The organism is Streptomyces sp. NPDC107581, assembly GCF_055657175.1.
Genome location: NZ_JBVKBH010000002.1, coordinates 486,738 through 507,828 on the forward strand (window position 1 = coordinate 486,738; position 21,091 = coordinate 507,828).

Below are 21,091 nucleotides of genomic sequence, written 5' to 3' on the forward strand. Positions count from 1 at the left end.
CGCCTACGGCGGTGTCGCGGGGCGACGCCCAGGCCGGAACCGCGGGATCGACGCCGGTGCCGCCCGTCAGAGCCTTACTGCCCGTGGGATGTCCCGCATGTCCGTCAGGGGCCCCGCGCGTCCGTGAGGGTGCCTTGCATGTCCGCGGGGGTGTCCCGCGCGTCCGTGAGGGTGTCTCGGGTGTTTTTGGGGTGTCCCGCGTCGCGGGGCGCCCCCGGCCGGGGCGGCCTAGCGCTCGGTCACCTTGCCGTCCGAGACCTCCAGGCGCCGGGTCACCCGGACCGCGTCCAGCATGCGCCGGTCGTGGGTGACGAGGAGCAGGGTGCCCTCGTAGGAGTCGAGGGCCGACTCCAGCTGCTCGATCGCGGGCAGGTCGAGGTGGTTCGTCGGCTCGTCCAGGATGAGGAGGTTCACTCCCCGGCCCTGGAGCAACGCCAGCGCGGCTCGGGTGCGTTCACCCGGGGAGAGGGTCGCGGCCGGGCGCAGGACGTGCTCCGACTTCAGGCCGAACTTGGCCAGCAGGGTGCGGACCTCGACCGGCTCGGTGTCGGGGACGGCCGCGCAGAAGGCGTCGAGCAGCGACTCGGGGCCGTGGAACAGCTTGCGGGCCTGGTCGACCTCCCCCACCAGGACGCCGGAGCCGAGAGCGGCGTGTCCGGCGTCGAGCGGGACCCGGCCGAGCAGCGCGCCGAGCAGGGTGGACTTGCCGGCACCGTTGGCTCCGGTCACCGCGACCCGGTCCGCCCAGTCGATCTGCAGGCTGACCGGCCCGAGGGTGAAGTCAGCGCGCCGGACCTCGGCGTCGCGCAGGGTCGCGACCACGGCACCGGAGCGCGGCGCACCCGCGATCTCCATGTGCAGGTCCCACTCCTTGCGCGGCTCCTCGACCACCTCCAGGCGCTCGATCATGCGCTGGGTCTGCCGGGCCTTGGCGGCCTGTTTCTCGCTGGCCTCGCTGCGGAACTTGCGGCCGATCTTGTCGTTGTCGTTGCCGGCCTTGCGCCGGGCGTTCTTCACGCCCTTGTCCATCCAGGACCGCTGCGTCTGGGCCCGGTCCTGGAGGGCCGCCCTCTTGTCGGCGTACTCCTCGTAGTCGTCACGGGCGTGCCGGCGGGCGACCTCGCGCTCCTCCAGATAGGCCTCGTAGCCGCCGCCGTAGAGGTTGATCTGCCGCTGGGCGAGGTCGAGTTCGAGGATCTTGGTGACCGTACGGGTGAGGAACTCGCGGTCGTGGCTGACGACGACCGTGCCCGCGCGCAGGCCGGTGACGAAGCGCTCCAGGCGCTCCAGGCCGTCCAGGTCCAGATCGTTGGTGGGCTCGTCCAGGAGGAAGACGTCGTAGCGGGACAGGAGCAGGGAGGCGAGGCCGGCGCGGGCCGCCTGGCCGCCGGAGAGGGAGGTCATCGGCTGGTCCAGGCCGACCGAGAGGCCGAGGGAGTCGGCGATCTCCTCCGCGCGCTCCTCCAGGTCCGCGCCGCCCAGGTCCAGCCAGCGCTCCAGGCTCGCCGCGTAGGCGTCGTCGGCGCCGGGCGCGCCGTCGACCAGCGCCTGCGTGGCCTCGTCCATCACGCGCTGTGCCTCGGCCACGCCGGTGCGGCGGGCCAGGAACGCCCGGACGGTCTCCCCCGGCCTGCGCTCGGGCTCCTGGGGCAGATGGCCGACGGCCGCGGTCGGCGGGGACAGCCGCAGCTCGCCCTCTTCGGGCGGGATCAGTCCGGCGAGCAGGCGCAGCAGGGTGGACTTGCCCGCGCCGTTGGCGCCGACCAGCCCGATCACGTCGCCGGGCGCGACGACGAGGTCGAGTCCGGCGAAGAGGGAGCGGTCGCCGTGGCCGGCGGCGAGGTTCTTGGCGACGAGGGTGGCAGTCATCAGGAGGCCGATCCTAATGCTCCGCACGCCCGGGGCTCAGCCGGGATTCCCTCGGCCCACCGGCTCCACCAGCACGCTCCCGGAGGTCCGGGCCACGACGAACGACTCCCCCTTGACCGCCTTCGGGCCCAGGGGGATGCGGTGCCGGCCGGGTTCCAGAAGGCCGTCGAAGACCTCCTGGGTGTGGGTGCGGTAGAGCCGGTCGATGCGGTACGCGATGACCTGCACCCGGCACGGGGAGGTCACCTCGATGTCCGCCTCGCCGCCTGCGGCCACCAGTCCGGTCAGCCGGCGCTGTCCGAGCGCGCTGCGGTCCAGAGCGTGCTCGATCTGCGCGACGAGCAGCGGCACGATCGGGGCCAGGCCGTCCACATAGGCGACCTCGACCCCGGCCCGCTCGAACGCCTCTCGCACGGCGGCCCGTTCGGGCTCGCCGACGGCCCGCCCGAAGGCGACGGCGCCGTAGCCGACCAGCTCCTCGGCGGGGACGGCACGGGCGTCCTGGGTGATGTCGGCGCCTATGCCGATCGTGCGCAGGGCGGCGGCCAGTCGGGCGAGGACGGCGACGCGGGCGCCGATCAGCAGTACCCGGCGACGGGGGGCCGGCGGGCCCTCGGTGTCCTCGATCAGGGCGGCCAGCGCGGTGCGGTACTCGGGGCCGTGGAAGCGGAACGGGCCTATGCCGCGGTAGCCGTTGAGCTCCAGGTCGGCGTGTTCGTCGGTCTGCCAGGCGAAGTCCCGCCAGATGTAGTCGTCGCCGTCCTGCTCGATGACGGCGGTGACCGCACCGCAGGCCAGGTCCGCGCACTCGGGGCAGCCGTAGATCACGAACCGGCCGTCCGGGAGCGGGGGACGGGCCTGGAGGAGCAGGGCGCGCACCTGTGCGGTGAAGATGGCGGGCGGGATGTCGGAGGCGAGCGGTGAGACGGCGTCCAGGTCGGACAGCTGGAACAGCAGGGGGCGGCCGTCGACGATGAAGTCCACGAAGTCGCGGTGGACCTGGTAGCCGCCGTCGGCGAGGACACCGCCGGCGCGTGTCGCCGGTGCCAGGCCGAAGGTCGCGTATGCGGCAGACATGCTGTGAGTATCCCCACATCGGGATCGATGTGAGCGCGGCATGACATATTCCGTTAGCGTCCTGGCGTGGAGCACGAGTCGGAAGACGCGGTGATCGTGGTCGGTGGCGGGGTCGTCGGGCTGACGACGGCCGTGGTGCTGGCCGAGTCCGGGCGGCGGGTGCGGGTGTGGGCGCGGGAGCCCGCCGAACACACGACCTCGGCGGTCGCCGGCGGGCTGTGGTGGCCGTACCGGATCGAGCCCGAGCCGCTGGTGGGTGTGTGGGCGCTGGAATCCCTCGGTGTGTACGAGGAGCTGTCGGCCCGCCCGAAGGAGTCGGGCGTACGCCTGGTCGAGGGTGTACACCAGGGGCCTCGGCTGGACGAGCTGGGTGCGTGGGCGGGCCGGGTGCCGGGGCTGCGGGCGGTGCCCGGCGGGCTGGCGGCACGGCTGCCGGTGATCGACATGCCCGTCCATCTGGCGTGGCTGCACGGGCGGTTCGCGCAGGCGGGAGGCACGGTCGAGGAGCGCGAGGTGACGGATCTGGCCGCCGTGCCCGCCCGTGTCGTGGTCAACTGCACGGGACTGGGAGCACGTTCGCTGGTGCCGGATCCGGCGGTGCGTCCGGTGCGCGGGCAGCTGGTCGTGGTGGAGAATCCGGGGATCACCACGTGGTGCACGTCCGTCGGCGGGTCCGACGGTGCCTCGACATACTTCATCCCCCAGCCGGGCGGCCTGCTGCTGGGCGGTACGGCGGAGGAGGACGCCTGGTCCCTGGAGCCTGATCCCGCCACGGCCGCGGCGATCGTCGCGCGGTGCGCGGCGGTCCGGCCGGAGATCGGCGGGGCCCGGGTACTGGCGCACCGGGTGGGGCTGCGGCCCGCCCGGCCCGCCGTACGGCTGGAACGGCAGCCGCTGCCGGACGGACGGGCGCTGGTGCACAACTACGGGCACGGCGGGGCCGGGGTCACGGTGGCCTGGGGCTGTGCCCGTGTGGCGGCCGGGCTGGCTCACCCGGCCGCCTGAGCGTCAGCTCGCCGGGATGTGCCGGGCGGCACGCGGTGCGCGGACGCCGTCCAGGATCTCCGCCCCGGGAGCGGCGGACGCGCTGCCGGACGTGGCCCGGGCGAACGCCGCTGTGCCGCCGACCAGCGGGATCCTGGCCGTCGTACGGGACAGGTCCAGGGTGAGGGTCGGCTTGGTGGACGGCGGGTCGATGAGGTCCTTGTCCGTGCCGGCGACGATCAGTGCCAGCCGGTGGCCCTTGGGGACGACGTGGTCGGTCGCCGCCAGGGAGAGGGTCATCGTGTACGCCTTGCCCGGGGTGAGCGGGACGCCGTGGCCGAGCGAGGCATAGTGGCCGAGGTCGGCCCAGCCGCGGCTGAGCACCGTGTCGTCGACGGCGGTCGTCTTCGCCCCGGTCTTCTTGAAGCAGGCGCTGTCCCCGGCCGTGCTCTCGCCCCAGCAGCTGCGGTCGGTGAGGGTGGTGATGCCCTCGCCGCCGTCGGCGTAGTCGCGGATGGTGTCGGGGCCGACATCCACGAGGACGGCGGACAGGTGGGCCGAGGCGGTGCTGGGCGTGGCGGTCACGGTCACCGTGGAGGAGCCGGACAGGCGCAGGTCACGGGTGAGGGGTGCGGTGAGGAAGCCGGCCTTCTCCGGGGTGGGGGTGGTGAGGTGGGCGGCCCAGTCGGTCTCGCTCAGCTTCGGGTCGTCGGTGAAGGTCTCGGTGCCGGTGGCCGGGCCGAGGCCGAGCGTGCCGACGCCGGGCGTGACTCCGGGGGCCGGGCGGAGCGTGGTGGTGCGGGTGTCGTGCGGCGGCCAGGCCGTGGAGGTGACCCACTGGTCGGGGTGGCGTTCGATGTCGGCCATCGGCTCGTGGTCGATGCCGTTGTCGTAGCCGAGGAGTTCGTGGTCGAACCAGCGGTGCAGGGTGTCGACCCAGGCGCCGCGCCGGTAGTCGAAGGGATCGACGTGCCCGGTCTGGGAGAGCCAGATCTTGCGCTCGACACCGTGCCGGGCGAGGGCGTCCCACCACTGGCCGAAGTGCTTGGTGCGCACGTTGAGGTCCTGCATGCCGTGCACCAGGAAGACGCTGGCGCGGACCTTGGCCGCGTCCTTGACGTAGTCCCGCTCGGTCCACAGCGATGTCCAGTCGCCGCTGCGCGGGCTGCCGTCGGAGAGCTTCTTGTGGACGGCCGCGCAGTGGGCCGCGGCGTCGCCGCTCTCGACGTAGCCGGCCAGCTCGTCGGGGCCGCCGTCGTACAGCGGGGCGCCCTGGGCGAAGTAGTAGTCGTACCAGGAGGAGATGCCGCTGATCGGGACGATCGTCTTCAGGCCCTTGACCCCGGTGGCCGCGACACCGTTGGCGATCGTGGCGTCCCAGCTCTTGCCGATCATGCCGGTTCTGCCGTCGGTCCAGCTCGCCTCGACGGTCTTCGTGCCGGTGCGGGTCGTGTAGGCCTTGGCACGTCCGCCCAGCCAGTCGATGACCGCCTTCGCGGACTGGATGTCGGAGCGGCCGCCGACGTCGACGCAGCCGTCGGAGCGGTTGGTGCCGGCCAGGTCGACGCCGACGACGGCATAGCCGCGGGGCACGAAGTAGTTGTCGTAGAACAGCGGCATCTGGACGACACGGCCCTGTGCGTCGTACGTCTTGAGCTGGCTCTCGTTGCCGCGCCCGCAGCAGGAGTAGTACGGGCTGGCGTCCATGATGACCGGCACCTTGTGGCCCTGGCGGGCCGGTTCGGAGGGCCGGACGATGTCGGCGGCGACGCGGTCCGTCCTGCCGTCGCCGTCGCCGTCGAGGCCGGTGTCCACCCAGACCGCCTCGCGGACGGCGTGTGCGTACGAGTAGACGGGCCGGCTCTCACGGGGTGCGGCCTGTGCGGCGGACGGGACGAGGAGGGCGGCCGCCAGAGCGGTGACGGCCGCGGTCGCGAGCGTTCTCCAGATCGTGAAGCGCATGCGCATCGGTGTGCTTTTCGGCATGCGCGGACGCTACTCCGGTCAACTCCCGTGCAGAAGAGGACACAAGGAGCCCCGGGTGGCTCATGACGGCTGAATGGCGATCATGTGACAGCAGGCACCATGGACAGGCCAGTGGCCACAGGGACTGAATAGGCTCCGAACAGACTTCCTGTCCCGACGACTTGGAGCTGACGTGCACCGCAGAATCATTGCGCCGGGGGCACTCGCGGCGGCCTCCCTCCTGCTGGCGATCCCGGCATCGGCCGCGAGCTACACCCCTGGCGCGCCGGGCATCGGCGACCCCTACTACCCGTACTACGGCAACGGCGGCTACGACGTCTCGCACTACGACCTGAGGCTGCAGTACCAGCCGAAGACGGACGAGCTGCAGGGCACGGCCACCGTCCTGGCGAGGACCACGCAGGACCTGTCCAGCTTCGACCTGGACTTCCTGCTGGACGTGAGCGAGGTGCGGGTCAACGGCGCCGAGGCCGCGTTCACGCATTCGGGTCAGCACGAACTGGTCATCACCCCGAAGACCCCGCTGGCGAAGGGCACCCCGATCACGGTCGTGGTCCGCTACAGCGGTGTGCCCTCGACGAAGAGCGCGTACGGCTTCAACGCCTGGCACCGCACGCCGGACGGCGCGGTGGCCGCCGATGAGCCCGAGGCCGCCTGGTGGTGGTTCCCGAGCAACGACCACCCCAGCGACAAGGCCACCTACGACGTGTCCGTGGCCGTGCCGGACGGCACCCAGGCCATCTCCAACGGCACGCTGCAGTCGACCAGTTCGAAGCTGGGCTGGACCCGCTACAGCTGGCGGCAGAACACGCCCCAGGCGACCTATCTCTCCACGCTCGCCGTCGGCAGGTTCGACATCACCACCGGCACCTCCGACGGCGGTGTACCGGTCATCAACGCCTACAGCAAGGACCTCGGCGACAACGACGGGGCCGCGCGGGCGAGCGTGGAGCGCACCGGGGAGATCGTGGACTGGCTGAGCGGCTACTTCGGGCCGTATCCGTTCAGCACGGCGGGCGGGTACGTGCCGAACACCACCACCGGGTACGCGCTGGAGACCCAGAGCCGGGTCTACTACAGCCCGAAGCAGTTCGCGAAGGGCACCAACACCTCGGTGGTCGTGCACGAGCTGGCCCACCAGTGGTACGGCGACGACGTGTCGGTGAAGGGCTGGAAGGACATCTGGCTCAACGAGGGCTTCGCCACGTACGCACAGTGGCTGTGGTCCGAGCACGAGGGCGAGGGCACCGCGCAGGAACTCGCCGACTACGTGTACGCCTCGCACCCGGCGGACGACCCGTTCTGGACGGTCAAGCCCGGTGACCCGGGCCCGGACGACCAGTTCGACGACGCGGTCTACGACCGGGGCGCCGCCGCCATCCAGGCGCTGCGCACAGAGGTCGGCGACGACGCCTTCTTCCGCATCCTGAAGGGCTGGCCGAAGACGCACGCGTACGGCAACGCCTCGGTGGCCGACTTCGAGAGGTACGCGGAGCAGGTGTCCGGCAAGCCGCTGGCCGGGCTGTTCGACACCTGGCTGTTCCAGCCGTCCAAGCCGGCCGCGTCGGCGGCCCGTGCGGCGTCCCTGGCGAAGGCGGGCACGACCGTCGTGCAGCCGAAGTCGTGGAAGAAGATCGAGGCGGCGAACGACGCGCACGGGCACTGAGGGCGCGCGCCTCAGGGTCTCGCTGCCGCCGCCTGCCGGAGCAGGTCGTCCCGGCCCATCGCCGTCGAGCGGGTGGCCGGGACCGTGCAGGCGTACGCCCCGGCGACCGCGCCGTAACGGGCGCACCGCCGGGGCGGCTCGCCGCTGAGGCGGCCGTAGAGGAACGCGGCGGCGAAGGCGTCGCCCGCGCCGTTGGAGTCGACCACCGGCGCGGGCGGGACCGCCGCCGGTATGCGGGTCAGTTCGCCGGCGGCCAGCAGATACGCGCCCTCGGCACCGGCGGTCGCGACGACGGTCCCCGCCCGGCCCCGCCCGGCGATGCGCCGCATGGTCCGCTCCGGATCGGTCAGCGCGGCCGTGGAGAGGAAGACGACGTCCGCCGCGAGGGCGAACGGCTCGTGGTACGGGTTCTCCCCGTCCCAGTCGTGCAGGTCGGTGGAGAGGGGCACGCCCGACTCGACCAGCACGGGCAGGGCGTGGACGCAGGGCTGGGTGATGGTGACGTGGATGTGCCGGCTCGCCGCGGCCAGCGGCCGCAGGGTCTCCTCGGGGAAGCGGTCGTCGGGGCGGGTGCGGCTGGTGTCGTAGAGGGAGAGCCGCCGGCCGTCCGGGCCGACGAGGTTGACCGCGCGCCTGGTCCCGGCGGGCTGCGGAAGTGCGGTGAGGCCGATGCCGCGCTCCCGGTGCAGGGCGCGGACGAGGTCGCCCTCGGGGTCGTCGCCGAGCAGGTCGAGGTGGTGGGTGCGCAGGCCGAGCGCGGCCAGTCCCAGGGCGACGAAGTCGCCGGTCTGCCCTGCGCGGGTGCGGATCCCGGAGTCGATCATGTAGCTGTCGGCGTACGGCAGCGGCAGCTCGGGGACCCGGACGATCGTGTCCACCCCGGCTCCGCCCAGCACCAGGACGTCGATCGCGTCCTCCTGTGCCGTCATCCCCCGCCCTCCCCGTGGTCGTACACCGTCACCGCGATCCCGCGCTTCACCAGCCGCTCGGTGACGAGCGGCTCTGTGCGGGACCACCTGCCGCCCGCCAGACCGCAGCCTATGCGGGGCATGTGCACGGACGCGCCGAGTTCGATCACTTCGTCCGCGAGGCGGCCGAGGGCGGTGTCGATCGCCTCGTAGCGGACGGGTACCCCCTTGCTGCCCGTGCGGGTGCCGCGCTGGCCGACCAGGTTGGCCACCCACACATGGCGATCGACCTCGACGAGCTGGACGGCGCCCAGGCCGAAGTCGTTCTTCGCGCGGCCGCGGTGCCAGGCGCGGTACGCGGCCTCCGGCTCCGGCCAGCGGCGCGAGAGCGCCAGGACGAAGCCCTTCCCCCAGCCCCCGATGTCGTTGCAGACATGGGCGATCACCTTGGCGCCCTTGACCGACGGCACGGTGGCATCACCCCGGACATATGTGATCTCCGACATGACGCCACCGTAGGCGATGCCACTGACAGTGGCGTTGAGCTGCTATTCCGTCATCGCGACAGCTCTGTCAGTTCCTTGTCGGCGTTGCGGGAGACGCGGCGGCGCACGCCGAACCAGCCGGCGACCAGCAGCACGGCGAGAACCGGGATGAGCAGCAGGGTCTTGCGACCGACCTCCGGGTCGTTCCACATCATGCCGAGGCAGACCAGCAGGAAGGTGATCGTGGCGATCTCCGTGACCGGGCTGCCCTTCAGACGGAAGTGCGGCCGGGTGGCCAGGCCCGCGCGGGCCCGCCGGACGAAGATCATGTGGCAGAGCATGATGATCACCCAGGTGCTGATGATGCCGAGCGAGGCGATGTTCAGCACGATCTCGAAGGCCTGGCTGGGCATCAGGTAGTTCAGGCCGACGCCGAGCACGCAGACCGCACAGGTCAGCAGGATGCCGCCGTAGGGGACCTGGCTGCGGTTCATGCGGGCGGTGAACTTCGGGGCCGAGCCCGCCATGGCCATCGAGCGCAGGATACGGCCGGTGGAGTACAGGCCGGAGTTGAGCGAGGACATGGCGGCGGTGAGCACGACCAGGTTCATCACGTCGCCGGCCGCGGGGACGCCGATCTTCGACAGGACCGTCACGAACGGGCTCTGGTCGGCGGAGTACACCGAGCCGGGGAGCAGCAGGGCGAGCAGCACGACCGAGCCGACGTAGAACAGGCCCACGCGCCACATGATCGAGTTCACCGCGCGCGGGACGACCTTCTCGGGCTCGGCGGTCTCGCCGGCGGCGACGCCGACCAGCTCCAGGGCGGCGTAGGCGAAGATCACGCCCTGCATGACGAGAACGACCGGCATCATGCCGTGCGGGAAGAAGCCGCCGTGGTCGGTGACCATGCCCAGGCCGGGGGTGTGGCCGTCGACCTTGTGCTGGGTGGCGAGCAGGAAGATGCCGATCAGCATGAAGCCGACGATGGTGGCGACCTTGATGATCGCGAACCAGAACTCCATCTCGCCGAAGATCTTCACCGAGATCAGGTTCACGGCGAGGACCACCGCGAGGGCGATCAGCGCCAGCACCCACTGCGGGATGGACGTGAACATGCTCCAGTAGTGCGTGTAGAGCGCGATCGCGGTGATGTCGGCGATGCCGGTGGTCGACCAGTTCAGGAAGTACATCCAGCCGGCGACGTAGGCACCCTTCTCACCGAGGAACTCGCGCGCGTACGACACGAAGGAACCGGAGGACGGCCGGTACAGGACCAGCTCACCCAGGGCCCGGACCACGAAGAAGGCGAAGACGCCGCAGACCAGGTAGGCCAGGGCGAGCGCCGGGCCGGCGTTGTGCAGTCGGCCGCCGGCCCCCAGGAGGAGGCCGGTGCCGATGGCGCCGCCGATGGCGATCATGTTGACGTGACGGGCCTTGAGGTCCTTGCTGTAACCGGCGTCGCCCGCGTCCGCGGGCGTCTGGGCCGTCTGCGCACGTGCGGCGGCCTGGGCCGATTCCACGGCTTCGTTGCTCACGGGGATGTCCATTTCCTGGTGCGCCCGGACCTCGTGGGCCCGGGTGTCCGTACAGGTCCGGCCCGCACCACCCTGAGTGTCGCGGCACAGACCGAGACAGCACCTTCCCAGAGAGATCGCCGAATACGCGGTGGCCCACGTCACAGAGCGTTACTTCTCACATGATCCATACAGAGTTCACACGATGTTCAACATGGGTTTCACACCATTGGTGAGACAGCGATACTGCTGCACATGACGACCGATGCCGAGGAGCCGACCCTCACCATCGACGAGCTGGCCGCCCGGGCCGGCGTCACGGTCCGCACCGTCCGCTTCTACGGCAGCAAGGGTCTTCTGCCGCCGCCGGAGATCGGTCCGCGCCGGGTGGGCCGCTACGGGCCCGGGCACGTGGCGCGGCTGGCCCTCATCGAGGAGCTGCAGCGGCAGGGCCTGACGCTCGCCGGGATCGAGCGGTACCTGGGGCAGCTGCCGCCGGACCTCACCCCGCACGACCTGGCGATCCACCGCGCGGTGGTCGCGTCGTGGGCGCCGGACCTGAGGGAGACGGTGTCCCGCCGGGACCTGGAGCGGCGGGCGGGGCGCCCGCTGGTCGCCGAGGACATCGAGCGGCTGGCGGCGATGGGCGTGGTCGAGCAGGGGGACGGGGAGGACACGTTCCGTGTCGACTCCGGAATGCTCCGGCTCGGTGTCCGGCTCCTCGACGTACCGCTGTCGCAGGATGCGATCCTCGCGGCGCGCAAGGTGCTCATCGAGCACTCGCGCGCCGCGGCCCATGAGCTCGCTCAGCTCTTCCGCGGCGAGGTGGCGGAGCGTGACGCCCGGGACGTGAAGTCCCTGTCCGCGCACATGCACCCCTTGGTGGTGCAGGCGCTGCTGACGACGTTCCAGCGCTCGCTGCGGGAAGAGCTGAGCGAGTGGCTCACCGGGTCAGGAACGGACTGAGTCGCTGAACGGCTCCCCGCGCTCCGCCTTCTCCACCAGGAGCGCCGGCGGGACGAAGCGCTCGCCGTACCGCTCGGCGAGTTCCCGCGCGCGGGCCACGAATCCGGGCAGGCCGCCTTCGTAGCCGTTGACGTACTGGAGGACACCGCCGGTCCAGCCGGGGAAGCCGATACCGAAGACCGAGCCGATGTTGGCGTCGGCGACCGAGGTCAGCACGCCCTCTTCCACGAGCCGCACGGTGTCGAGCGCCTCGGAGAAGAGCATCCGCTCCTGCATGTCCCGGAACGGGATCTCGTACCCCGGCTCGGTGAAGTGCTCGCGCAGGCCCGGCCACAGCCCCGCGCGCTTGCCGTCCTCCGTGTAGTCGTAGAAGCCGGCGCCGCCGCTGCGGCCGGTGCGGCCGAACTCGTCGACCAGCCGGTCGACGACCGCCTCCGCCGGGTGCGCGGTCCAGGTGCCGCCCGCCTCCTCGACGGCCCGCTTCGACTCGCCCCGGATCTTGCGCGGGAGGGTGAGGGTCAGCTCGTCCATCAGGGAGAGCACCTTGGCCGGGTAGCCGGCCTGGGCGGCCGCCTGCTCCACGGAGGCGGGCTCGATGCCCTCGCCGACCATGGCGACGCCCTCGTTGATGAAGTGGCCGATCACCCGGGAGGTGAAGAAGCCGCGCGAGTCGTTGACCACGATCGGCGTCTTGTTGATCTGCCGGACCAGGTCGAAGGCCCGGGCGAGGGCCTCGTCGCCGGTGCGCTCGCCCTTGATGATCTCGACCAGCGGCATCTTGTCGACGGGCGAGAAGAAGTGCAGTCCGATGAAGTCGGTCTGGCGCTCCACCCCCTCGGCGAGGGCGGTGATGGGCAGGGTGGAGGTGTTGGAGCACAGCAGCGCGTCCGGCGCCACGACGGACTCGATCTCCTGGAAGACCTTGTGCTTGAGAGCCGTGTCCTCGAAGACGGCCTCGATGACCGCGTCGCAGCCCGCGAGGTCGGCGGCCTCGGCGGTGGGGGTGATGCGGGCGAGCAGCGCGTCCGCCTTCTCCTGGCTGGTGCGGCCCTTGGCGACGGCCTTGGCGCACAGCTTCTCGGAATAGCCCTTGCCCTTGGCGGCCGCCTCCGCGGAGACGTCCTTGAGGACGACGTCGATGCCCGCGCGGGCGCACGAGTAGGCGATGCCGGCGCCCATCATGCCGGCGCCGAGGACGGCGACCTTGCGGACCGGGCGGGGCTCGATGCCCTGGGGGCGGTTGGCGCCGGAGTTGACGGCCTGGAGGTCGAAGAAGAACGCCTGGATCATGTTCTTGGAGGTCTGCCCTGCGGCCAGCTCCACGAAGTAGCGGGCCTCGATGACCTGAGCGGTCTCGAAGTCGACCTGGGAGCCCTCGACGGCCGCGGCGAGAATGTTGCGCGGGGCCGGGTAGGGCGCGCCGCCCGTCTGCTTGCGCAGGGTGGCCGGGAAGGCGGGCAGGTTGGCGGCGAACTTGGGGTTGGCCGGCGTACCCCCCGGAATCCTGTAGCCGGGCTTGTCCCAGGGTTGCTGCGACTCGGGGTTGGCGTCGATGAAGGCGCGGGCCTTGGCGAGCATGTCCTCGGGCGTGGCGGCGACCTCGTGGACGAGGCCGTTCTCCTGGGCGCGCCGGGCGTTGTACTGCTGGCCCTGGAGGAGCACCTTCAGCAGGGCGTCGGCGATGCCCAGCAGGCGCACGGTGCGGACGACTCCGCCGCCGCCGGGGAGCAGGCCGAGGGTGACCTCGGGGCAGCCGATCTTGGTGCCGGAGGTGTCGAGGGCGACCCGGTGGTGGCAGGCGAGGGCGAGTTCGAAGCCGCCTCCGAGGGCGGCGCCGTTGATCGCGGCGACGACCGGCTTGCCGAGGGTCTCGATGCGGCGCAGGTTGCGCTTGATGGCGAGGCCGCCGTCGAACAGCTCCTGGGCCGTCTCCGGGGTGACCCGGATCAGGTCGCGCAGGTCGCCGCCCGCGAAGAAGGTCTTCTTGGCGGAGGTGAAGATGATGCCGCGGACGGAGTCCTGCTCGGCTTCGAGCCGGTCGGTGATCGTGGCGAGGGAGTCGCGGAACGCCTGGTTCATGGTGTTCGCGGACTGGTCGGGGTCGTCGAGGACGAGGGTGACGACACCGGTGTCGTCCTGCTCCCAGCGGATGGTGGTGCTCTCGGTCATGACAGTCGTCTCCGTTGAGGTCTCGTGATTCCGCGGGGAGTTCAGATGCGCTCGATGATGGTGGCGATGCCCATGCCGCCGCCCACGCACAGGGTGGCGAGGCCGTACCGCTTGTCCTGGCGTTCCAGTTCGTCGATGAGCGAACCGAGGATCATCGCGCCGGTCGCGCCGAGCGGGTGACCCAGGGCGATGGCACCGCCGTTGACGTTGACCTTGTCCAGGGTGAGGCCCATGTCCTTGACGAAGCGCAGCACGACTGCGGCGAACGCCTCGTTGATCTCGACCAGGTCGATGTCGTCGATGGTCAGCCCGGCCTTGGCGAGCGCCTTGCGGGTGGCGGGGGCCGGGCCGGTGAGCATGATGGTGGGCTCGGATCCGGAGACGGCGGCGGAGACGATCCGCGCGCGCGGGGTGAGGCCGTAGCGCTCGCCGACCTCCCTGGAGCCGATCGCGACCAGCGAGGCGCCGTCCACGATGCCGGAGGAGTTGCCCGCGTGGTGGACGTGGTCGATCTTCTCCACCCAGTGGTACTTCTGCAGTGCGACCGCGTCGAAGCCGCCCAGTTCGCCGATGTCGGCGAACGACGGCTTGAGCTTCGCGAGGGAGTCGGCCGTGGTGCCGGGACGCGGGTGCTCGTCGTGGTCCAGGACGACCAGGCCGCTGCGGTCCTTGACGGGGACCACGGAGCGGTCGAAGCGGCCCTCCTTCCAGGCGGTGGCGGCGCGCTCCTGGGACAGGGCCGCGTACTCGTCCACGTCACGCCGGGAGAAGCCCTCGATCGTGGCGATGAGGTCGGCGCCGATGCCCTGCGGCACGAAGTTGACCGCCAGGTTCGTCATCGGGTCGTTGAACCAGGCGCCACCGTCCGAGGCCATCGGCACGCGGGACATCGACTCCACGCCGCCGGCCAGCACCAGGTCCTCCCAGCCCGAGCGGACCTTGACGGCGGCCAGGTTGACGGCCTCCAGGCCGGAGGCACAGAAGCGGTTCTCCTGGACGCCCGCGACCGTGTCCGGCAGTCCGGCGGCGATCGCGGCGATCCGGGCGATGTCGGAGCCCTGATCGCCGACCGGTCCGACGACGCCGAGCACGATGTCGTCGACCGCGGCCGGGTCGAGGCCCGGGAAGCGGTCGCGGATCTCGTGGATGAGGCCGACGACCAGGTCGATGGGCTTCGTGCCGTGCAGGGCGCCGTTCGCCTTGCCGCGGCCGCGCGGGGTGCGGATCGCGTCGTACACGTACGCTTCGGTGCTCACTGGGGTGCCTTTCGGGAGGGTGGGCCGGGCGGAAGCCGGTCGCCGGGGGCCGGCGGTCGTCAGGCGGTCGGAGTCAGTCGCCTTCTGTGACGAGGTCGTCGTTCTCGAGGTCAGGTATGCCCCAGTCGCGCGCCACCGTCCCGGTGTCGGCGCCCGGCAGGGCAGGGCCGGTGCGGACGGTGGTGGGGGTCGCGGAGAAGCGGGGGGCGGGGGCCGGCTGGGTGATGCCGCCGTGGTCGGTGAAGGTGCCGCGGGCGGCCAGATGCGGGTGGTGCGGGGCCTCGGCCAGGGACAGAACGGGGGCCACGCAGGCGTCGGAGCCCTCGAAGCGAGCCGTCCACTCGTCCCGGGTACGGGACTTGAAGCGGGCGGCGACGCGTTCGCGCAGCTCGCCCCAGCGGGTCCAGTCCTTGTGGGCCGGGGCCAGGTCGGCCAGGCCGAGCAGGTGCAGGAACTCCTCGTAGAACCGCGTCTCCAGGGCGCCGACCGCCATGTACCCGCCGTCGGCGGTCTCGTAGGTGCCGTAGTACGGGCAGCCGCCGTCCAGGAGGTTGGCGCCGCGCCGGTCCTGCCAGCCGCCGGCGGCCAGCATGCCGTGGATCATCGCGGACAGGTGCGCGGTGCCGTCCACGATGGCCGCGTCCACGATCTGCCCGGTGCCGGTGGCCCGCGCGTGGTGCAGGGCCGCGAGGACGCCGACGACCAGGTAGAGGGAGCCGCCCGCGTAGTCGCCGAGGAGGTTGGCGGGGACGGCCGGGGGCTCGTCCGGGCGGCCGATCATGCCGAGGGTGCCGGTGAGGGCGATGTAGGCCACGTCGTGGCCCGCGCGGTCGGCGAGGGGGCCGTCCTGCCCCCAGCCGGTCATCCGGCCGTAGACCAGACGGGGGTTGCGGGCGTGGCACTGGCCGGGGCCGACGCCGAGCCGCTCGGCGACCCCCGGGCGGTAGCCCTCGATGAGGATGTCGGCCCGTTCGGCGAGGTCCAGCACGCGCGCGGGGCCGTCCGGGGCCTTGAGGTCGACGACGACCGAGCGCTTGTTGCGGTTGGTCACGTCGTGGGCGGGGTCGATCCCGAGGCCGGGGCCGCCCGGGCGGTCCACCCGGACCACGTCGGCGCCCAGGTCGGCGAGGAGCATGGCGGCGAACGGGCCCGGGCCGATGCCGGCCAGCTCCACCACGCGCACACCGCTGAGCGGGCCCTGCCCCGACGTCCTCGGCGCCCCTGCCGTCGTCATGCCGTCCTGCCCCCAAGCCCATGTGACACAACTGATGTAACACCAGCGATGCTAAGAACACGTTCCACCGGACACAAGACCTGAACGAGCAAGCGCTTAGCCAAGTGCCCGGCCGGCCGCCTGGACCGTGTCCGGGGGTACGCACCGTTCACGCTAGCCTCAGCCACCGACAGCGGCACGGGCTGCACGAGCAAGGGGTGTCATGAGCAGGCTGAAAAGGACGGACCGTCCCTACGACATCGTGCTCTTCGGAGCCACCGGCTTCGTCGGTGTCCTGACGGCGGAGTACCTTGCCGCACATGCTCCCGAGGGTCTGCGCTGGGCGATCGCGGGCCGTGACGAACGGAAGCTGGAGCAGCTGCGCGAGCGGCTGCCCGGCGCCCCCGGCATCGGGGTGCTGCGGGCCGACGTCCGTGAACCGGCCACCGTGCGTGCGCTCGCGGAGCACGCGCGCGTGGTGGCGACCACGGTGGGCCCGTACGTCTCCTACGGCGAGGAACTCGTCGCCGCCTGCGCGGACACCGGGGCCGACTACCTCGACCTCTGCGGCGAGCCGGAGTTCGTGGACCTGATGTACGTCCGGCACGACGCACGCGCGCGTGAGACGGGCGCCCGGCTGGTGCACGCCTGCGGCTTCGACTCCGTGCCGCACGACCTGGGCGTGCACTTCACGGTCAAGCAGCTGCCCCAGGGGGTGCCACTGACGGTGGACGGGTTCGTGACGGCCGACGCGGCCTTCTCCGGGGGCACGCTGGCGTCGGCGCTGAACCAGCTCGCGCGGGGCCGGCAGCTGGCGGCCGCGGCCCGCGAGCGCGGGCGCCACGAGCCGCGTCTGCCGGGACGCCGGGTGACCGCACCGGCGGGGGTGCCGCGGTTCGCCAAGGAGGTGGGCGCCTGGGCGCTCCCGCTGCCCACCATCGACCCGCAGATCGTGCGCCGGTCGGCGAGGGCCCTCCAGCGGTACGGCCCCGACTTCCGCTATCGGCACTATGCGGCGGTCAGGCGTCTGCCGGTCGCCGCCGGCGGTGTCGCCGCGATCGGCGCCCTCGCTGCCGCCGCCCAACTGCCGCCCGCGCGGCGCTGGTTGTCGGACCGGCTCAGCCCCGGCGAGGGGCCGGATCCCCAGAAGCGGGCCAAGAGCTGGTTCCGGGTGCGCTTCGTCGGCGAGGGCGGCGGGCGGCGCGTCTTCACCGAGGTCGCGGGCGGCGACCCGGGCTACGGCGAGACGGCGAAGATGTTCGCCGAGGCCGCCCTCGGCCTGGCCTTCGACGAACTGCCGCCGACCGCCGGGCAGGTCACCACGGCCACCGCGATGGGCGACGCGCTGACCGAGCGACTGCGCGCGGCGGGCATCACCTTCCGGGTGGTGGCCGAACGGGCGGTCCCCGGGTAGGACCGCCACCGACCGCCTTCCCCTGCGTTTGAGGCTTTTCGCACCCGCAGTGGCGGGATGCCGATGCCCACGCGCTCAAAAGCTTCACAGGGAAGGTCAATGAGACGCTTGAGGCCTCGGCAGAAGGAGGCGGAACAGACGTGAAGTTCGTGCTGGAAGTGACCGTGGACGAGGGCGCGTCGGCGGCGGACCGGGCCGGCGAGCTGGGGCGGATCCTGCGCTACTGGGGCGGCAGTCTCCACCACTACGCCCTCGAACCGGGCGACGGCTCGGCCGTCCACGACTCGGGGTATCAGGAGGTCGGCGCCTGGCGGATCGTGGCCTCCTGAAGCGCCTGCCGGCACAGCGCGTCCGCCCTGCGCGTGGTCTCCGGCAGCCGGAACTCGGGGGTCAGCGCCAGGGTGTGGGCGAGGGCGTTGTCCAGGCTCACCCGGTGGCCGACGGAGACGAACACCGGCTTGACGCCGTCCCGGGTGCGCAGGGCGCTGCCGACCTCCTCGCTCCCCGCGAGGAGCGGTGCCGCGCTGCCCCGCCCGGGCCCGGGATCGTCGTACGTGAAGGTGAACGGGTTCTTGGCGACGCCGATGGTCGGCAGGCCGGTGAGCACGCCGAGGTGGCTGGCGAGGCCGAAGCGGCGCGGGTGGGCCAGTCCGTAGCCGTCGCACACCACCAGACCGGGCGGGCAGGTCAGGGCGTCCAGGGCGGCCCGGACGGTCGGGATCTCGCGGAAGGCGAGCAGTCCCGGGACGTACGGGAACGAGATCCGGCCGACGGCCGTCGTCTGCGCGACGACCTCGAGGGTGGCCGCGTCCAGGACGACGGCCGCCGCGGCGACCAGGTCGCGCTCGTCGTCGTAGGCGACGTCGACCCCGGTGACATGGCCCGTCCCGGGCGGTGGCCCCGGCTCGTCGAGCACCACCTGCCCGCGCAACCGGTCCTGTTCGGCGCGGGCCTCTTCCTCGGTCGCGGGCCAGTCCGCGGGCACTCCTACGGTCGTCATGGTGCCCCGACTGTACGGCCCGGGGACGGCGCGGCGGGCGCCGGGGTAGGCTCGGCGATCATGTTCGTACTGGAGCTGACCTACACCGCCCCGCTCGATGCCGTGGACGCCGTTCTGCCGGCGCACGTGACCTGGCTGGAAGAGCAGTACGACAGGGGCTCCTTCCTGGCCTCCGGGCGCAAGAACCCCCGCGACGGCGGGGTGATCCTGGCCGTCGCGCGGGACCGTGCCCATATCGAGGAGGTCGTCGCGGGCGATCCGTTCGTGGCCGCCGGGGTGTGCGAGTACCGCGTCACGGAGTTCGTCGCCACGAAGACCGCCCCCGAGCTGGCACGCCACCGGCAGACCCTGGGCTGAGCCGGGAGGGTCAGCTCTTCCTGGCGTTCAGCGCGCGCTGCAGCTGCGCCTTGTTCATGTCCGAACGGCCCTCGATGCCGCGCTGCCTGGCCTCGTTGTACAGCTGGTCGTAGGTCGGGCCCTGGGACCCCTTGCCCGACCGCTTGCCGCCGCGCTCGCCGGACGACATGTCCTGGATCGAACTGCGGCTCGCGGTCCTGGACTCCCCGGAGCGGGCGCGTTCCTTGTTGACCGTCCGCGCGGCGATCTCCTCGGCACGCTGCGGGCTCTCGCCCCGCTCCCGCGCGCTCTCCTTGATGTGCTCGTACTGACGTTCCCGCTTGGGGCTGGAACCGCGTGGCATGACCGCTCCTCTCCTCGGTCCGGTGAGGCAGGGAACGAGTACCCGCGATCCGGCCCCGTACGTCAGCGTTCCAGGCGGGCCACCCGTCCCTTCTCCCCGGCCGCCCAGCAGCTCAGGTCGGGCGTGCAGTCCACCGTGTCGTACGAACCGGCGTCGATGGTCCGCCAGCTGCGGCCGCCGTCGGTGGTCAGGTCGGTGCCGGTGGGACCGACGGCGAGCGCGGCACTGCTGCTGTGCGGGAGCCAGGCGGCGCCTGAGCGGTAGGCCGGCGGCGGGGTGGCGGCCGGGCGCCAGGTGCGGCCGCCGTCCGGGGTGACCGCGGCGGCCTGCGGCGAGGACTGGTCGGGGCGGTAGTCGCCGCCGACCGCGAGACCGTGGGTGCGGTCGCGGAAGGCGAGCGCGAAGACGCCCTTGGCCGCGTCGCCCGCCGGGACGGGCGTGTCGGCGGCCGTCCAGTTCAGTCCGCGGTCGGCGGAGTGCAGCACGCGCGCGTGGGCGCCGCCGCCGGTGGCCAGCCAGACGTCCTTGCGGCCCGAGGTGACCAGGCACTGGCCGCTCGCGGCGAAGCCCGCCTCGCCGTCCAGCGCGGCCGGCATGCCGGCGGCCGGCATCACCCGCCAGGAGCGGCCGCCGTCCCCGGTGGACAGGATGCGGAACCTGCCGTCCACGGGGTCGCTCATGGCGATGCCGTGACGGCGGTCGAAGAAGGCGAGGCAGTCGTAGAAGGCCTTCGGGTCGGTGTTGCGGAAGGACTCGGTCCAGGTCAGCCCGCCGTCGTCGGTGCGGTAGACACGCGAGGCCTCGCCCTCGCCGATGGCCAGGACCACCGCGTGCCGTGCGTCGAACGCCTCGACGTCCCGGAACTCCAGGTCGGCCGCGCCGGGTGGCGAGACGTTCCGCCAGCTCGTCCCGCCGTCGGTCGTCCGCAGGACGGTGCCGGCCGTACCGGCCAGCCAGGCGGTGTGGCGGTCGACGGCGGCCAGGCCGCGGTAGCGCACCTGCGGGGTGCCGCTGTCCTTCTCGGCCCAGTGCACGGTCCCGTGCCCGAGCGGCCGCGCCTCGGCGGCCGGGACCGTCAGCGCGGCCAGCGCCGCCCCGCACGCCACCCCCGCCGCCGCCAGCCGGCCCGTCCGTCCCCTGCGTCGCGTGCTCCCCAAGCGCCTCATGGCCGGCGAAGCTAGCCCACCGGCCCGCCGCCGTCCAGAGGATCTCTTTGGCCGAAAGTCGCGCATGGACACGGTGACCGAGGTCACTCGTTCCCGGTGTGCACGCATCGGCCGATTCCGTCGTCTCTTCCAGTGCCAGGCCTGACACGCCCGGAAGTACGTCCAGCCGTCACGAGGGAGCAAGGCCTTGTCCACTGTCATCGAGCAGCCCGTAGAGGCCCGCCTCGTCGCCGCCGCGCCGCGCATGCCTAACATTCCCGCCACGCTGTGCTACGACCGGAACGACCCGTTCGCCGTCCGTATGACGTTCCCGGCCCCGGCCACCCTGGAAGGCGTCGAGGTCTGCTGGACCTTCTCCCGCGAACTCCTCGCGGCCGGGCTGCAGGCCCCGGAGGGCTTCGGGGACGTCCGGGTGCGGCCCTACGGCTACGACCGCACCGTTCTGGAGTTCCACGCGCCCGAGGGCACCGCGATCGTGCATGTGCGGTCCGGCGAGATCCGGCGGTTCCTGGAGGCGACCGGCGACCTGGTGCCGGTCGGCCTCGAGCACCTCCAGCTGGACCTCGACCACGGCCTGGCCGAGCTGATGCGGGACGCCTGCTGAGGCAGTGCCCGCGGGTGAGCGGCGCATCCGGCTCCTCGCGGAGTGCCCGTCGGCTCCCCGCATCCGGCTCCTCCTGGAGTGCCCGTCGGCTCCTCGCGGTCGTGCCGGTCA

General features: G+C 72.2%; 19 protein-coding genes. 7 read left to right on the forward strand and 12 right to left on the reverse strand.

The genetic code is table 11. The features are described from left to right. Nucleotides 1-228: 228 nt before the first annotated feature. Both ACZ7P3_RS05715 and ACZ7P3_RS05720 read right to left on the reverse strand, forming a co-directional pair. Nucleotides 229-1,869, reverse strand: a complete 1,641-nt coding sequence (locus ACZ7P3_RS05715) for an ABC-F family ATP-binding cassette domain-containing protein (RefSeq protein WP_472079146.1) — start codon at nucleotides 1,867-1,869, stop codon at nucleotides 229-231. A 36-nt stretch (nucleotides 1,870-1,905) separates the two neighbouring features. Then, nucleotides 1,906-2,946, reverse strand: coding sequence for an oxidoreductase (locus ACZ7P3_RS05720; protein ID WP_472079147.1), 1,041 nt, complete (start codon nucleotides 2,944-2,946; stop codon nucleotides 1,906-1,908). Nucleotides 2,947-3,036: 90 nt separating this feature from the next. Between ACZ7P3_RS05720 and ACZ7P3_RS05725 the strand changes: the two genes are divergently transcribed. Next, nucleotides 3,037-3,951, forward strand: coding sequence for an FAD-dependent oxidoreductase (locus tag ACZ7P3_RS05725; protein WP_472079434.1), 915 nt, complete (start codon nucleotides 3,037-3,039; stop codon nucleotides 3,949-3,951). A gap of 3 nt (nucleotides 3,952-3,954) precedes the next feature. On the opposite strand, the gene ACZ7P3_RS05730 is transcribed toward ACZ7P3_RS05725, so the two are convergent. After that, a complete protein-coding gene (locus tag ACZ7P3_RS05730; protein ID WP_472079148.1) occupies nucleotides 3,955-5,916 on the reverse strand; it encodes a Xaa-Pro dipeptidyl-peptidase in 1,962 nt (653 codons plus the stop codon). 172 nt (nucleotides 5,917-6,088) lie between these two features. Between ACZ7P3_RS05730 and ACZ7P3_RS05735 the strand changes: the two genes are divergently transcribed. After that, on the forward strand, nucleotides 6,089-7,582 hold the full coding sequence (locus tag ACZ7P3_RS05735; RefSeq protein WP_472079149.1) for a M1 family metallopeptidase: 1,494 nt from the start codon (nucleotides 6,089-6,091) through the stop codon (nucleotides 7,580-7,582). 11 nt (nucleotides 7,583-7,593) lie between these two features. Here ACZ7P3_RS05735 and ACZ7P3_RS05740 read toward each other — a convergent pair whose 3' ends face one another. Genes ACZ7P3_RS05740 through ACZ7P3_RS05750 form a run of 3 tightly spaced genes read right to left on the reverse strand, consistent with a single transcriptional unit; the run spans nucleotide 7,594 to nucleotide 10,513 of the window. Next, nucleotides 7,594-8,511, reverse strand: a complete 918-nt coding sequence (locus tag ACZ7P3_RS05740; protein ID WP_472079150.1) for a PfkB family carbohydrate kinase — start codon at nucleotides 8,509-8,511, stop codon at nucleotides 7,594-7,596. Beyond that, on the reverse strand, nucleotides 8,508-8,996 hold the full coding sequence (locus ACZ7P3_RS05745) for a macro domain-containing protein (RefSeq protein WP_472079151.1): 489 nt from the start codon (nucleotides 8,994-8,996) through the stop codon (nucleotides 8,508-8,510). Before ACZ7P3_RS05745 ends, ACZ7P3_RS05740 begins: the two co-directional genes overlap by 4 nt. Nucleotides 8,997-9,046: 50 nt before the next feature. Continuing rightward, on the reverse strand, nucleotides 9,047-10,513 hold the full coding sequence (locus ACZ7P3_RS05750) for an amino acid permease (RefSeq protein WP_472079152.1): 1,467 nt from the start codon (nucleotides 10,511-10,513) through the stop codon (nucleotides 9,047-9,049). 234 nt (nucleotides 10,514-10,747) lie between these two features. Here ACZ7P3_RS05750 and ACZ7P3_RS05755 point away from each other — a divergent pair, with 234 nt between their 5' ends. Next, nucleotides 10,748-11,458, forward strand: a complete 711-nt coding sequence (locus ACZ7P3_RS05755; RefSeq protein ID WP_472079153.1) for a MerR family transcriptional regulator — start codon at nucleotides 10,748-10,750, stop codon at nucleotides 11,456-11,458. Here the strand turns inward: ACZ7P3_RS05755 and ACZ7P3_RS05760 are convergent. The 3 genes from ACZ7P3_RS05760 to ACZ7P3_RS05770 form a co-directional block, all read right to left on the reverse strand. Continuing rightward, nucleotides 11,444-13,627 carry a 3-hydroxyacyl-CoA dehydrogenase NAD-binding domain-containing protein gene (locus ACZ7P3_RS05760; RefSeq protein WP_472079154.1) on the reverse strand — a complete coding sequence of 728 codons (2,184 nt, stop codon included), beginning with the start codon at nucleotides 13,625-13,627 and terminating at the stop codon, nucleotides 11,444-11,446. The genes ACZ7P3_RS05755 and ACZ7P3_RS05760 overlap by 15 nt on opposite strands. Nucleotides 13,628-13,668: 41 nt before the next feature. Then, nucleotides 13,669-14,883, reverse strand: coding sequence for an acetyl-CoA C-acetyltransferase (locus ACZ7P3_RS05765; protein ID WP_472079155.1), 1,215 nt, complete (start codon nucleotides 14,881-14,883; stop codon nucleotides 13,669-13,671). A gap of 73 nt (nucleotides 14,884-14,956) precedes the next feature. Next, nucleotides 14,957-16,117, reverse strand: coding sequence for a CaiB/BaiF CoA transferase family protein (locus ACZ7P3_RS05770; RefSeq protein WP_472079156.1), 1,161 nt, complete (start codon nucleotides 16,115-16,117; stop codon nucleotides 14,957-14,959). 202 nt (nucleotides 16,118-16,319) lie between these two features. Between ACZ7P3_RS05770 and ACZ7P3_RS05775 the strand changes: the two genes are divergently transcribed. Together ACZ7P3_RS05775 and ACZ7P3_RS05780 are read left to right on the forward strand one after the other, a co-directional pair. Beyond that, a complete protein-coding gene (locus tag ACZ7P3_RS05775; protein WP_472079157.1) occupies nucleotides 16,320-17,510 on the forward strand; it encodes a saccharopine dehydrogenase family protein in 1,191 nt (396 codons plus the stop codon). 140 nt (nucleotides 17,511-17,650) lie between these two features. Next, nucleotides 17,651-17,839 carry a hypothetical protein gene (locus ACZ7P3_RS05780; RefSeq protein ID WP_472079158.1) on the forward strand — a complete coding sequence of 63 codons (189 nt, stop codon included), beginning with the start codon at nucleotides 17,651-17,653 and terminating at the stop codon, nucleotides 17,837-17,839. On the opposite strand, the gene ACZ7P3_RS05785 is transcribed toward ACZ7P3_RS05780, so the two are convergent. Beyond that, nucleotides 17,803-18,510, reverse strand: a complete 708-nt coding sequence (locus tag ACZ7P3_RS05785) for an endonuclease V (RefSeq protein WP_472079159.1) — start codon at nucleotides 18,508-18,510, stop codon at nucleotides 17,803-17,805. The two genes, ACZ7P3_RS05780 and ACZ7P3_RS05785, sit on opposite strands and share 37 nt — an antisense overlap. A 60-nt stretch (nucleotides 18,511-18,570) precedes the next feature. Between ACZ7P3_RS05785 and ACZ7P3_RS05790 the strand changes: the two genes are divergently transcribed. Further along, complete coding sequence (locus tag ACZ7P3_RS05790; protein ID WP_472079160.1) at nucleotides 18,571-18,867, forward strand: YciI family protein; 297 nt, start codon at nucleotides 18,571-18,573, stop codon at nucleotides 18,865-18,867. A 10-nt stretch (nucleotides 18,868-18,877) separates the two neighbouring features. Here the strand turns inward: ACZ7P3_RS05790 and ACZ7P3_RS05795 are convergent, their stop codons facing one another. Beyond that, the gene (locus tag ACZ7P3_RS05795; RefSeq protein ID WP_472079161.1) at nucleotides 18,878-19,210 is read right to left on the reverse strand and encodes a plasmid stabilization protein; all 333 of its coding nucleotides are present in this window, start codon (nucleotides 19,208-19,210) and stop codon (nucleotides 18,878-18,880) included. Nucleotides 19,211-19,272: 62 nt separating this feature from the next. Next, nucleotides 19,273-20,376 (reverse strand): WD40/YVTN/BNR-like repeat-containing protein, encoded by a 1,104-nt coding sequence (locus ACZ7P3_RS05800; RefSeq protein WP_472079162.1) that lies wholly within the window; start codon nucleotides 20,374-20,376, stop codon nucleotides 19,273-19,275. 187 nt (nucleotides 20,377-20,563) lie between these two features. Between ACZ7P3_RS05800 and ssgD the strand changes: the two genes are divergently transcribed. Beyond that, nucleotides 20,564-20,980: a spore wall synthesis regulator SsgD gene (gene ssgD / locus ACZ7P3_RS05805; protein ID WP_472079163.1), complete on the forward strand. Its 417-nt coding sequence runs from the start codon at nucleotides 20,564-20,566 to the stop codon at nucleotides 20,978-20,980. The last annotated feature ends 111 nt before the right edge of the window (nucleotides 20,981-21,091 follow it).